The organism is Deinococcus apachensis DSM 19763 (assembly GCF_000381345.1).
GTDB lineage: Bacteria > Deinococcota > Deinococci > Deinococcales > Deinococcaceae > Deinococcus > Deinococcus apachensis.
The window spans coordinates 395876-409204 of sequence record NZ_KB906399.1; the positions used below are offsets into that span (position 1 = coordinate 395876).

Sequence of the window (13329 nt, forward strand, 5' to 3'; positions counted from 1 at the left end):
CTGGTCACAGTTCCTGGGCGCGGCAGGAAGGAATCCGGCTCCCTCTCAATCCGGATCAGCCGACGCGGACCTCCCTGCCCCCGCGTTCCGGGGCCGACGCCCTCCCCTTCACTCGCAGGAGAGCCCGTTCACAGACTCCGCGAGGCCACCTGTGCCCTATCGCCAGACCTCAGGCCGTCACCCGCCCCCGGCCCCCGTTTTTTCCTACCCGCACGATGTCGGTGACCCCAGGCACCTGCAAGATCGCCGCCCGCAGGGCCTCCACGTCCCCGTTTCCCGTCACCGCCAGACGCAGGTAGATGTGCGCGGTGTCGTCGGCCCCCACCCCCGCCTCGACCTTGAGTGGGCTGCGCTTCTGGGCGGCCAGCACGCCCAGCACGTCGGCGAGCAGCCCCGACCGGTCCGGCGCGACCACATCGAAGTCGACCAGCGTGCTGCCCGGCGTCCCCGAGTCCCAGGAGGCGGCGACGCAGCGCTCGGGCTCCTCCTTCAGCAGCCGGATCATGTTGGGACAGTCAATGCGGTGGATGCTGACCCCCCGCCCGCGCGTGAGGTAGCCCATGATCTGGTCCCCCCGGATGGGGTTGCAGCACTGGGCGAGTTTGGTGGTCGTGCTCAGCCCCTCGACGTACACGCCGCCGGATTCACCGGGGGCAGGGGGGGGACGCCTCACCGGGGCGGGTGCCTGCTCCTGAGCCAGGGTCGGCGACAGCACCCGGCCCACCACGCTGGGCGTGAGTTTCCCCGCGTGCAGGGCGAGGTACAGGTCGTCCGGGTTGCGGGTGCCGACCAGCTTCTGGGTGGCCTCCTCCAGCAGCTTGGTCCGCATGAGCTGCCGCACCGGGAGCTGGCGCTTGCGCAGGTAGCGCTCCAGCAGGTCGTGCCCGTGCTGCAAGGCCTCCTCGCGCTCCTGCTGGCGGAAGTGGTGGCGAATCTTGGCGCGGGCTGAGCGGGTGACGGTGAAGTTGAGCCAGTCCTTGCTGGGGTGGCTGTTCTTGCTCGTCACGATCTCGACCATGTCGCCGTTTTGCAGCTTGTGCGAGAGCGGCACGATGGAGCCGTTCACCCGCGCGCCCACTGTCGTCTCACCGATGCGGGTGTGGATGTGGTAGGCGAAATCGACGGGTGTGCTCCCCGCCGGAAGCGAGATCGCCAGCCCCTTGGGCGTGAAGACCCGCACGCGCTGCGAGAGGATGTCGGTCTTGACCGCGTCGAGGTAGTCGGACGCGTCGTTGATCTCGTTCTGGAGTTCGCGCAGTTGGGCGAGCCAGTTCTCGCGGTCCCGTTGCGCGAGCTGCGAGCCCTGCTTGTACATCCAGTGGGCCGCCACGCCGTACTCGGCGACTTCGTGCATCCGGCGCGAGCGAATCTGCACCTCGATGGGTTGCCCGCTCTGGCTGATCACGGTCGTGTGCAGGCTCTGGTAGCCGTTGGGCTTCGGGACCGCGATGTAGTCCTTGAAGCGGCCCGGCAGCGGCGTCCACATCGAATGCACGATGGAGACGGTGTGGTAGCAGATGCGCTTCTCGCGCGTCTCCTCGGCCCGCTCGCGGCGCTTCTCGTCGGTGCCGGGGGGAACGTGGAGTTCCTTTGGGGTCAGGATCACCCGGATGGCGAGGAGGTCGAAAATCTGCTCCAGCGCCTTGCCCTCCTTCTGCATCTTGTTGTGGATGCTCCAGAGGTGCTTGCTGCGCCCGGCGATGTCGATGTCGCTCACCCACTCGGGGAGTTCGAGGTCGTCGTGGAGCGCCTCTCGCAGTTGCTCCACTGCCTGCTCAATCAGGGCCTGGCGCTCCTCCTGGCGGGTCCGCAACCGGCTCTGGAGGTACGCGTAGGCGTCGGGCTGGAGGTACTTGAAGGCGAGGTCCTCCAGCTCCCACTTGATCTGCCCGATACCCAGCCGATGCGCGAGGGGCGCGAAGATGTCCATCGTCTCGCGGGCGATGCGCTGCTGCTTTTCGGGCTTCATGGCGCCCAGGGTTCTCATGTTGTGCAGGCGGTCGGCGAGCTTGACCACGATCACGCGCAGGTCGCCCGTCATGGCGACGAGCATCTGGCGCAGGTTCTCGGCCTGGATGTCACGGCCCGTGTCGCCCACCTCGGCCTGCTGGCTGCCCTGCTTGGAGAGCTTGCTGACCTTCGTCTCGCCCTCCACGATGCGGCGCACGTCGGGGCCGAACTCGCGCTCGATCTGGTCGAAGGTCACTGCGTCCACGTCCTCGACCGTGTCGTGGAGCAGCCCGGCCATCAGGCTGTCGGTGTCCATCCCCAGCCGCGCGAGGATGGTGGCGACCGCGACCGGGTGGGTGATGTACGGCTCGCCGCTCCTCCGTTTCACGCCCGCGTGGGCGTCGCGGGCAAAGGCGTAGGCCCGCTCCACCCGCTCGCGGTCAGCCGGGGGGCGGTCCGCGATCAGTGGGCGAAGCTCCTCCATGCCGTGTTCGGAGGGGCCGGGTTCTAGCGGGCCATGCACGCGGGGCAGAATAGCGCGTGGGCGCGGCGGGAAGGGTGGGGCCATGACCAGACGGGCCTCCCCAACCTCAAGACATGCTCAGGCCACCCGGGAGGCAAGGACCGGGAAGAGGCGCTACGCTGAGGGGCGTGAAGGTGGACCGGCTGGAACAGGACGACGCCCGGCGCGAGCGCATTGCCCGCGCGGCCTTCGAGCTGTTCGCCCGCTCCGGCCTGGAGGGTACCAGCGCGCAGGACATCGCCCGCGCCGCCTTCGTGAGCCGCACCAATCTGTACCGCTACTACCCCTCCAAGGTGCATATGCTCCTGGCCCACTTCGAGCGCACGGTGCGCGACACCCGCGACGAGGCGGTGCGGCGGCTGCACGCGGGCGCCGCACCGCAGGTCGTCTGGGGCCAAGTCACGGCCCGCATGGCCGACCTGGGCGTGCGCTACCGCCACCTGGTCGGCGCGGTTGGGCACGCCGTGCTGGGCGCGCGGGTGGCCCCGGCCAATTCGGACGAGGGCGTTCGCACCGCGCTCACGCTGGTGGCGCTGGTCGAGCCCGTGCTCGTCGCCATGCGGGACCGGGGGGCGCTGCGCGACGGGGTGAACACCCACCTGCTGAGCGCCCTGCTGGTGGACGCCTGCCTGCTCGCCCTGCTGCACGGCGGCCACCGCGACCAGCGCGAGGTGCTGCGCGACTGGCAGGACCGTTTCTCGTTGCTGCTGCACGGCGCCCTCGCCCCCGGCGTGACCGAGGAGAGCGTGCGGGAAAGCGGTCTGATTCTGGACCGCCGGAACTGAATTTGGAAGACGAGGAACGCGGAGGCCCGAGCTTCCGCGTGTCCTGTGTCTTCGAGAACCCGCTCAGCCCGCGGCGACCTCCGGCAGCCGCTCCTGAAAGCGGGCGGCGGTCGAGGCCCTCACCTCGTCCAGGGTGGCGCCGGGCATCAGCTCGGTCAGGGTCAGTTCACCGTCAAGGAATTCAAAGACGGCCATGTCGGTGATGATCATGCTGACGTTTCCCCTGGCCGTCAGCGGCAGCGTGCATTCGGGGACAATCTTCGGCGTGCCGTCCGGGTCGGTATGCGTCATGGTCACGATCAGGCGCCCAGCCCCACTCGCCAGGTCCATCGCTCCACCCACTCCCAGGAGGGGTTTCCCAGGTACAGCCCAGTTCGCCAGATTCCCCGCTTCATCCACCTGGAGACCACCCATCACCGCCACGTCCACGTGGCCACCGCGAATCATCCCGAAGGACTCGGCGGAGTCGAAGTAGCTCGCCCCGGGCAAGGCCGTCACCGGAATCTTGCCCGCGTTCACGGGGTACTCCATCGCCCCGCCGTCCTCGGGCGCGGGGCCGACGCCCAGCATGCCGTTCTCGGTGTGCAGGTTGACGCCATGTTCGGGCGTGATCAGGTCGGCGACCAGGGTGGGGATGCCGATGCCGAGGTTCACCACGTCGCCGGGACGCAGTTCCCGCAGGGCGCGGCGGGCCATGTGCATGCGGGATTCGTCCACCTTCTTGGCGCTGCCCTTCACATCAGCGCTGGAGCCCAGATCCTCGGGGGTCAGGTGAGCTTGGACGAGGTAGTCCACATAGAGGCCGGGGGTGTGGACGTGTTCGGGGTCGATCTCCCCCACCTCGACGATCTCCTCGACCTCCACCACAACCACATCGGCAGCCGTCGCCATCGCGCGGTTGAAGTTCTGCTCGGTGAGGCGGTACTGGAGATTCCCGGCGCGGTCGGCTCTCCAGGCGCGGACGAAGGCGACGTTTCCCCGCAGGGCGGGGACGAAGACCATTTCCCGCCCGTTCAGGCTTCGAACGTCGGCTCCCTCGGCAATCACCGTTCCGGCCGCCGTCGGGGTATAGAAGCCCCCGATCCCGGCTCCCCCCGCCCGCAGCGCTTCAGCCAGTGTCCCTTGCGGCAGGAGTTGGACTTCCAGAGTGCCCTGTTGGGCCGCCGCCACCGCCTCGCGGTTGCTGGTAAAGAACGAGCCGATGGCCTTCCTGATCTGCCCGTTCCTGAGCAGACGGCCCCCGCTCAGCCCCGCCTCGCCCACATTGTTGCCCACGAAGGTCAGGTCGCGGGTGTCCGTCCCGGCCAGAGCATGAACGAGGTGGACGGGATTGCCGGTCATCCCGAAGCCCCCGACCAGCAGCGTGTCGCCCGATTTCACGAGCCGGGCAGCTTCCTCCAGGGTAATGACTGGCACCGTCTTCATGCGTCCACCCGCTCGATCAGGGCCGCCTCGCCCTGGCCGACACCCACACACAGGCTCACCACGCCGTAGCGGCCTTCCCGCCGCCGGAGTTCGTGGGCGAGGGTGGTGACGAGCCGGGCGCCGCTCATGCCCAGCGGGTGACCCAGGGCGATGGAGCCGCCGTGAATGTTCAGCCGCTCGTGCTCGACCTGCAACTCTCGCATGCAGGCGATGACCTGGGCCGCGAAGGCCTCGTTGATCTCGACGAGGTCCACGTCGGCCAGGTTCATCTCCAGACGGTTCATCAGCTTGCGGACGGCGGGGACGGGACCCAGGCCCATCACCCGGGGATCGACGCCAGCCGAGGCGGCACCGACCCAGCGGGCGAGAGGCTTGAGCCCCAGTTCGCGGGCCTTGGCGGCACCCATCAGGACGAGCGCCGCCGCACCGTCGTTCAGCCCGCTGGCATTGCCTGCCGTGACGCTGCCTCCCTTCCGAAAGGCGGGCTTCAAGCCAGCCAGGGTCGCTTCATCCGTCGCCAGCGTGAAGGTGTCGCCGTCGCGCTTGTAGCGGGGATGCTCGTCGGTGTCGAACACCGTCACGCCCTTTTTTCCCTTGACCTTGATGGGCACGATTTCATCCCTGAACGTGCCATCGTTGAGGGCCTGCACCACGCGGCGCTGCGACTCCAGGGCAAAGGCGTCCTGCTCCTCGCGGGTGATCTCGCCCCCCGCAATGCGGCCTTCCCGGCTGCACTCCACGATGTTCTCGGCGGTCTCGCCCATCGCTTCCAGGGGGAAAAGGGCCTCCATCGCCGGGTTGGGGAAGCGCCAGCCCAGCGTCGTGTCGTAGAGGGTGACGTTGCCGCCCGCGAAGGGCTGAGTGCCCTTGGGCATGACGAGCGGCGCGCGGGTCATGCTCTCCACTCCCCCGGCCACGTACACGTCACCGTCTCCGTTCCGAATCGCCCGAGCGGCGGTATTGATGGCGGAGAGACCCGAGGCACAAAGGCGATTCACGGTGAGGCCGCCGACGTGGTGGGGCAACCCGGCGAGGAGGGAGGCCATGCGCGCCACGTTACGGTTGTCCTCGCCCGCCTGGTTGGCGCAGCCCAGAATCACCTCCTCGATCTGGTCGGGAGAGACGCCAGCACGGGACACCGCCTCACGAATCACCGTGGCGGCCAGATCATCGGGGCGGACAGATGAGAGCGAACCGCGAATGGCACCGACGGGCGAACGCACCGCCGACACGATCACCACGTCGCGGTCTTGCAGGGGCTGGGAGGGAGTCATGGCAAAGGGTTCCTTTCGAACAGAAGACAGACAGGGTGCGGCCCACATTCAAGCGCGGTTTGCCCCCCGCTTTCCAGGTCCATGGTCTGTTATTTGGAACGTGCCCGCCTGACGCTTGCGAGGTGAAACGCCCCTTGGCGGTCCCTTCATGCCTCCATCGGCTGTTCGGGAAGCTCCGGGCCGCTGGTATGCTCGCCGCATGAGCGCCCCCTCCCGTTCGGCAAGGCCTCCCCTGACCCAGCTTCCCGCCTGGCAGGCGCTGCAGGCGCACTTTGAGGAGGTCCGGAACACCCAATTGCGCGACCTGTTCGCCCAGGACCCAGAGCGGGGGGAGCGGCTGACCGCCGAGGGGGCGGGATTGTATCTCGACTACTCCAAAAACCGGGTGACGGACGAGACGCTGCGGCTGCTCCTGGCACTGGCGCGCGAGGCGGGGGTGGAGGCGCGGCGGGACGCGATGCTCGCGGGCGAGCGCATCAACGTGACCGAGAACAGAGCGGTGCTGCACACGGCCCTGCGCGCTCCCCGTGGGGCAACGGTGAACGTGGACGGCGAGAACGTCGTTCCCGGAGTGCAGGAAGTCCTCGACCGGATGAGCGCCTTTGCCGAGCAGATCAGGAACAGGACCTGGCTCGGCGCGACCGGGAGACCCATCCGCAACGTCGTCAACATCGGCATCGGCGGCTCGGACCTCGGCCCGGTCATGGCGTACGGGGCCCTTAAGCACTATGCCGACCGCGGCCTCACCCTGCGCTTCGTGTCCAATGTGGACGGCACCGATCTGGTCGAGAAGACGCGCGACCTCGACCCTGCCGACACGCTCTTCATCGTCTCCAGCAAGACCTTCACCACTCAGGAGACGATGGCGAACGCCCGCAGCGCCCGCGCGTGGTTGCTTGCTGGGCTCGGGAGCGTGAGGGACGAGAACGCCGCCATTGCCCGCCACTTCGTTGCCGTCAGCACGAATGCCACCGAGGTGGAGAAGTTCGGCATCGACACCGCCACCATGTTCGGCTTCTGGGACTGGGTGGGGGGCCGCTATTCGGTGGACAGCGCCATCGGCCTCTCGCTGATGGTCGCCATCGGGCCCGACGGCTTCCGGGACTTCCTGGCGGGCTTTCACGAGATGGACGAGCATTTCCGCACGGCGCCTCTGGAAGGAAACCTCCCCGTCCTGCTCGGCGTGCTGGGCGTGTGGTACCGCAACTTCTTCGGGGCGCAGACGCACGCCGTCCTGCCCTATGACCAGTACCTCGCCTATTTCCCCGCCTACCTTCAACAGCTCGACATGGAGAGCAACGGCAAACACGTCACCCTGACGGGCGAACAGGTGGACTACGACACCGGCCCGGTGGTCTGGGGACAGCCGGGCACGAACGGGCAGCACGCCTTCTACCAGCTCATCCACCAGGGGACCACGCTGATTCCCTGCGATTTCCTGGGCTTCTGCCAGACGCTCAACCCGCTGCCGCCGCACCACGACCTCCTGATGGCGAACGTGTTCGCGCAGACGGAGGCGCTGGCGTTCGGCAAGACGCTGGACGAGGTGCGGGCGGAAGGCGTGGGCGCCGACCTCGCCCCTCACCGCGTCTTCGAAGGGAACCGCCCGACGAATACGATCCTGGCCGACCGCCTGACGCCGCGCACGCTAGGCGCCCTGATCGCCCTGTACGAGCACAAGGTCTTCGTACAGGGGGCGATCTGGAACATCAATTCCTTCGATCAGTGGGGCGTGGAACTCGGCAAGGTCCTCGCCGGGAAGATCGTGCCCGAGCTTCAGGCGGAGGGGGAGCCGGAGTTACGGCACGACTCCAGCACGAACGCACTCATCCGGCGCTACCGGGCACGGCGCGGGTAAAACTGCCCCTCAGCGCACCCGGACGGCCTTGCTCGCGGGCTGGGTCCGCAGCCAGTTCACGAAGCGGCGCACCCGGTCGTCAGCGAGCAGGGCGTCGACGCTGTGGTACTCGCCCGCCAATTCCGCGTTCGTGAAGGTGCGGTGCAGGAACTTGTGACAGGCCGGGCAGAGCATCACCGTGGGCAACTCGTAAACCTTCACCCCTTGCCGCCGTCCCTGCGACTTCGGCACGAGGTGATGCTCGGTCAGCATGGGCGTCTCGCGCTCGCACAGAGCGCAGACGGCGGGCTCGCGGGGCGGGAGCGGCCAGTTGGATTCGGGGCGGCGGCGGGCCATTGGGGGCCATGATGGCGTGTGGGGGAGCGGGGAGACCGGGTGGGGCGTTACGGGAGGGTGAGTGGTCAGGGGTGGTTGGACAAAGAAAGCGGAGGCAAAAGCTTGTGCCTTCGCCCCCACTCTCCACTCACCGCGCCCCACTTACAGCTTCGTCAACTTCGGGTACTTCGTAATCGCCTCGTCCTCGCTGAGGAATTCGCCCTCGGCGTCGGGACTCCAGACGACCTCGGCGCGGATCAGGTCGCCGGGATTCAGCGAGCTGATCGCCATCAGGGCGGCCCGGGCCTCGTCGGCGGTGGTCACACCCGCCGGGGGCAGGGTGGCGAGGGTGTGGGCGGCGACCGCGATGGTCACGGCGAGGTACAGGTCGCCCACGTCCTTCTGGAAGGTGTAGTCGGTGCGGTGCTCGAAGCCGGTGTTCACGTCGCGGTTCTGGTAGTTGCTCGTGGTTTGCTCGGTAAAGGCGGCGCGGGCCCCGGTGGCCCAGGCACCGACCTGGGCGTCGGCCGCGCTCGCCGCTCCCTGGGCCCGTTCGACGTTGCCGTAGGCCCAGCGCTCGGGATGGCGCAGCACTACGAGCGCCGCCTCCTGAAGCATGCGGGCGAGCCCCTCGTTCGTATCGGGGTCGCCGGAGCGGGCCACCCGCTGAAGGTCGCGCTTGACCTCGTCCCCCTCGGCGAGCAGGAGCTGCACGCTCACCGCCTGCGCGGTCCCGTTCAGGGTGCCCAGGCCGCCCAGCCCGCGGGCCGCGCCCCCTCCCCCGCCCAGGCTGCGGCGCATGAAGCCCACCACGCTGAAGACGACCAGGCCGAACACGAGCAGCCCGATGAGGCCGAAGCCGCCGCCCCCACCGCCGTAATAACCGCCGCCGTACCCGCCCCCACCGATGATGATCGGGCCGCTGTACCCCCCGCCCGAGTACCCGCCGCCGCTGTAGCCGCCCCCGGAGGACCCACCGCCGAAGCTCCCGCCACCCCCGCCGGACGAGCCCCCACCCCCCGTGCTGCCGCCGAAGCCGCCCCCCGACTGTGCGGCGGCGTGGCCCAGCAAGGTCAGCACGGCGAGCACGAGCGCCAGCGTGACGAGGAGCGCCAGAACACTCCGAATGGACCTGTGCGAAAAGATCGGCATGACGCCTCAGTGTATGGGGTGGGGCGGCCCCCGGTTCCCGCCGGGTAAAGGCTTGGCGAAGGCGCTGTGCCTGCGCCGCCTTAGACTCGCCCCATGAGCACCGAGAACACCATCAACCTGAACACCGACGAATGGGAGGCTTTCCTGGCGGACCTCTACGAGCGGGACGACCGGCTGGAGCGGCGCGAGCCGGGCGCCAGCTACTCCCCCGAGGAGGACGTGGACCCCTACGTCCTGAGCGGTCACGCCGAGGCCCTGCGGAGCGCCGAGGTGGACGGCGATGTGTGGGGCACCCTCGCAGACATCGAGGAGGAGGCCGGGGACGAGGAGGACGCCTGGGCGAAGATCGTCGCCTTCTATCTCGACCGGGGCTGCGTCCTGGTGCGGGTGACGGACGCGGACGAGCCCGAGGAGTGGCTGCTGGAGGCCGGGCTGGCGCGTCGGCTGGGGCTGCCCGTGGGGGCTGAACAGCGGTGAACCCCCCCTGAACGGTGGCTCATCCGTTCATGAGAGGGCAGGCCTACCCTGCGATTATGTCTAACCGCGAAGAACGTCACTTTCCGCTGGGACGGCTGCTCCTGCTGGGCGCCCTGATCGGGGGGGCGGCCTACTACCTCAGCCGCGAACAGAACCGCCGTGCCCTGGACCAGAAGCTCTCGGAACTGGGGCTCAAGGACGCCGCCGAGAACGTGGGCGACAGCGTGACCAAGGGCTGGGAGAAGACGAAAGACGCCGCGACGAGCGCTGGACAGGTTCTCGTCGACAAAGCGGGCGAGGTGCGGGACGCCGTGCAGCAGGGCGGCGCCCAGGCCGGACTGGACAAGGCGAAGGAAGTCGCGGGCGAGGCGAAGGTCGCCGTCCAGGGCGCCGCCGCTGAGGCGAAGGACGCCGCTCGGGATGTGGCCGATACCGCGAAGAGCGAGGCGAAAGACGTGCAGGGCCAGGTCAGGGACGCGGCCCAGGACGCTAAGCAGAACGTTCAGCAGGCGGTCGATCAGGCCAAGGATCAGGCGCAGGACGCCGCCCAGGAGGCCCGACAGAAGGCCGCGCAGGCCGCGAGTCAGGTCCAGGGCCAGGCTGCGGGACAGGACGTGCAGCAGGCCGCGAGCCAGGTCAAGAGCCAGGCGCAATCTGACGCCGCCGATGCTCGCGCCTCCGCTCAGCAGGCCTCGAAGAACGCGCAGACCACAGCCCAGAATGTCGCGGCCGACGCGCGTGCGGGTGCCCAGAACGTGAAGAACGACGTGCAGCAGGGCGCCAGTGCGGTCAAGAACGACGCCCAACGGGCCGCGAGCGATGTTAAAACCGGCACGCAGCGCGCCGTGAACGACGTGAAGAGCGCGGTGAAGGACGCCGAACGCCGAATGTAGGGTCGCGTCCCTTCGGAAGAACCTCCCGCCCGGGAGGTTTTTTCATGGCTCCCGACCGTGACCGCTGCCCCGCCCCAAATCCTCACCTGCGGGTAGACTCCGGGCATGACGCGCCGAGACGGCGAAGGCCGCGCGGTAACACTCGAACGGACGGGGACGCTGGAACAGACGACGACCCAGCGCCCACGGCTGTACCGGGTGCTGCTGCTGAACGACGATTACACCCCGATGGAGTTCGTGGTCGAGGTCCTAGAACGCTACTTCCGCAAGGCGGAACAGGAAGCCCGGCTCATCATGCTGGCCGTCCACCACAAGGGGCAGGGTGTGGCGGGCGTGTACACGCGCGACGTGGCCGAGACCAAGGTCGCGCAGGTTACCGCCCACGCCCGGCGGGAAGGCCATCCGCTGCGGCTGGTAGCGGAGCCGGAGGCGAACGAATGATCGGGGATCATCTTCAGGTCACCATCGGGCGGGCGGCGGATTACGCCCGTGAGGCCGGGCACGAGTACGTGACCCTCGAACATCTCCTTCTGGCCCTGACCCATGACCCGGAGGCGCGCGAGGCGCTGCTGGCAGTGGGCGCGGACGTGGAGCGGCTGCGCGACGACCTCCAGGACCTGCTGGACGACTTCGAGGTGGTGGAGGACGCCCAGCCCGACTTCACCCTCGGGGTTCACCGGGTCGTGCAGGGCGCCGTGCTGCAACTGCACGCGAGCGGCAAGGGAAACGAGCAGGCCGACGGCGCCCGCGTCCTCGCCGAGCTGCTGGAGGAGGAGGACTCGCCCGCCCGCGCGGCGTTGGAGGCCCAGGGCGTGACGCGGCTGGATGTGCTGGCCTACGTGTCGCACGGCGCGGCGAAGGTGGCAGGCCGCGAGCGGGAGCGGCGGGTGGCGGGCGTGGACGGTGAGCCGGAGGGGAACGCCCCCGCCGAGCAGAACCCGCTGGAGGCTTACGCGACGGACCTCACCGCGCAGGCGAGGGCCGGGGAGTTCGATCCGGTCATCGGGCGCGAGGCCGAGCTGACGCGGGTCGTCCATATCCTCGCGCGGCGGGCCAAGAACAACCCTGTTCTCGTCGGCGAGCCGGGCGTTGGCAAGACGGCGCTGGCGGAAGGGCTCGCGCAGCGGGTGGCGGACGGGAAGGCGCCGGGGTTCCTGCGCGGGGCCTCCGTCTACGCCCTCGACCTGGGCGCCCTCCTTGCCGGAACGCGCTACCGGGGCGACTTCGAGCAGCGGCTCAAGGCCGTCCTCGCTGCGCTGGACGGGCAGAACGCCGTGCTGTTTATCGACGAGCTGCACACGCTGGTCGGGGCCGGGGCGACCGAGGGGGGCAGCGTGGACGCGGCCAACCTCCTCAAACCGGCGCTCGCACGCGGCAAGCTGCGGGTGCTGGGCGCGACCACTCCCGCCGAGTTGCGCCACCTCGAACGCGACCGGGCGCTGTGGCGCCGCTTCCAGACTGTGGAGGTGCCCGAGCCGTCCGAGGAGGACGCCCTCGCCATCCTGCGGGGCCTCGCGCCGGGGTACGCCGCGCACCACGGGGTCAAGTACTCGGACCCGGCGCTCGACGCCGCCGTGCGCCTCTCGGCCCGGCACCTGCGCGACCGCTTCCTGCCCGACAAGGCCATCGACGTGATCGACGAGGCGGGGGCCGCGCGCTCCTCGGCCGGGATGGGCGGCGAGATCACGGAGACGGACATCGAGTCGACCGTCGCCCGCATGGCCCGAGTGCCTGTTGGCGCCGTGAAGGCGGAGGAGGTGCAGTCGCTCGCCACGCTGGAGGCAGACCTGAAGGCGCGGGTGTTCGGGCAGGACGCTGCCGTTGAAGCGGTGGCGAGCGCCGTCAAGCTCGCGCGGGCGGGGCTGCGCGATCCCCTCAAGCCGCAGGGCGCCTTCCTCTTCGCCGGGCCGACCGGGGTGGGCAAGACCGAACTGGCCCGCGCGCTGGCCGACCGGCTGGGCGTGGAATTGCTGCGCTTCGACATGAGCGAGTACCAGGAGGCGCACACGGTTGCGCGGCTGATCGGCGCCCCTCCCGGCTACGTGGGCTTTGACCAGGGCGGCCTGCTGACGGACGCGGTGGCGAAGAACCCTCACGCCGTCCTCCTCCTCGACGAGATCGAGAAGGCACACCCGGACGTGTACAACCTCTTCCTGCAACTCATGGACCACGGCACGCTGACCGACCACACCGGCAAGAAGGTGGACGGGCGCGGCCTGATCCTGACCTTCACCACGAACGCCGGGGCCGCCGACGCCTCACGCCCGGCTCTCGGCTTCTCCCGGGAGGGCCGCGCGGGCGATGAGGCCGAGGCGGTCAAGCGCACCTTCACGCCGGAGTTCCGCAACCGGCTGGACGCGGTGATTCACTTCCGGCCCCTCTCGCCCGCGGTCATGTCGAGCGTGGTGGACAAGTTCCTGCAGCAACTGGAGGTGCAACTGGCCGAGCGGCAGGTGACGCTGACCGTCACGCCCGCCGCCCAGGCCCTCCTCGCCAAACTGGGATACGACCCGCAGATGGGTGCCCGGCCCCTCGCCCGCGTGATCGAGGAGCGGGTCAAGCGCCCCCTGGCCGACGAGCTGCTGTTCGGGCGGCTCAAGGATGGCGGACAGGTGACGGTGGAGGCGGAGGAAGACACCTTCCGGTTTGAGACGGGCACGCTGGCCGCGAACTGAGG

The 13329-nt window shown here is 69.2% G+C and carries 11 protein-coding genes; 6 read left to right on the plus strand and 5 right to left on the minus strand.

The window, feature by feature from the left end:
- Positions 1-169: 169 nt before the first annotated feature.
- Positions 170-2434, minus strand: coding sequence for a RelA/SpoT family protein (locus F784_RS0106450; RefSeq protein ID WP_019585902.1), 2265 nt, complete (start codon positions 2432-2434; stop codon positions 170-172).
- A gap of 167 nt (positions 2435-2601) precedes the next feature.
- Between F784_RS0106450 and F784_RS0106455 the strand changes: the two genes are divergently transcribed.
- Positions 2602-3258: a TetR/AcrR family transcriptional regulator gene (locus tag F784_RS0106455; protein WP_019585903.1), complete on the plus strand. Its 657-nt coding sequence runs from the start codon at positions 2602-2604 to the stop codon at positions 3256-3258.
- Positions 3259-3321: 63 nt separating this feature from the next.
- On the opposite strand, the gene F784_RS27505 is transcribed toward F784_RS0106455, so the two are convergent.
- The gene (locus F784_RS27505) at positions 3322-4683 is read right to left on the minus strand and encodes a 3-oxoacid CoA-transferase (RefSeq protein ID WP_019585904.1); all 1362 of its coding nucleotides are present in this window, start codon (positions 4681-4683) and stop codon (positions 3322-3324) included.
- Positions 4680-5957: a thiolase family protein gene (locus tag F784_RS0106470; protein WP_019585905.1), complete on the minus strand. Its 1278-nt coding sequence runs from the start codon at positions 5955-5957 to the stop codon at positions 4680-4682. Before F784_RS0106470 ends, F784_RS27505 begins: the two co-directional genes overlap by 4 nt.
- A gap of 199 nt (positions 5958-6156) precedes the next feature.
- On the opposite strand from F784_RS0106470, the gene pgi reads away from it, so the two are divergent.
- Positions 6157-7815: a glucose-6-phosphate isomerase gene (gene pgi / locus F784_RS0106475; protein ID WP_019585906.1), complete on the plus strand. Its 1659-nt coding sequence runs from the start codon at positions 6157-6159 to the stop codon at positions 7813-7815.
- A gap of 9 nt (positions 7816-7824) precedes the next feature.
- Here pgi and F784_RS0106480 read toward each other — a convergent pair whose 3' ends face one another.
- A complete protein-coding gene (locus F784_RS0106480) occupies positions 7825-8151 on the minus strand; it encodes a hypothetical protein (protein WP_019585907.1) in 327 nt (108 codons plus the stop codon).
- A 141-nt stretch (positions 8152-8292) separates the two neighbouring features.
- Positions 8293-9282 carry a DUF1517 domain-containing protein gene (locus F784_RS0106485; RefSeq protein WP_019585908.1) on the minus strand — a complete coding sequence of 330 codons (990 nt, stop codon included), beginning with the start codon at positions 9280-9282 and terminating at the stop codon, positions 8293-8295.
- Between the two features lie 93 nt (positions 9283-9375).
- Here F784_RS0106485 and F784_RS0106490 point away from each other — a divergent pair, with 93 nt between their 5' ends.
- The 4 genes from F784_RS0106490 (at position 9376) to F784_RS0106505 (ending at position 13327) form a co-directional block, all read left to right on the plus strand.
- Positions 9376-9759 (plus strand): hypothetical protein, encoded by a 384-nt coding sequence (locus F784_RS0106490; protein ID WP_019585909.1) that lies wholly within the window; start codon positions 9376-9378, stop codon positions 9757-9759.
- Positions 9760-9815: 56 nt separating this feature from the next.
- Entirely contained in the window at positions 9816-10652 is an 837-nt protein-coding gene (locus tag F784_RS0106495) for a F0F1 ATP synthase subunit B family protein (RefSeq protein WP_019585910.1), read from the plus strand.
- 105 nt (positions 10653-10757) lie between these two features.
- Positions 10758-11093: an ATP-dependent Clp protease adapter ClpS gene (clpS, locus tag F784_RS0106500; protein ID WP_019585911.1), complete on the plus strand. Its 336-nt coding sequence runs from the start codon at positions 10758-10760 to the stop codon at positions 11091-11093.
- A complete protein-coding gene (locus F784_RS0106505; RefSeq protein ID WP_019585912.1) occupies positions 11090-13327 on the plus strand; it encodes an AAA family ATPase in 2238 nt (745 codons plus the stop codon). Before clpS ends, F784_RS0106505 begins: the two co-directional genes overlap by 4 nt.
- The last annotated feature ends 2 nt before the right edge of the window (positions 13328-13329 follow it).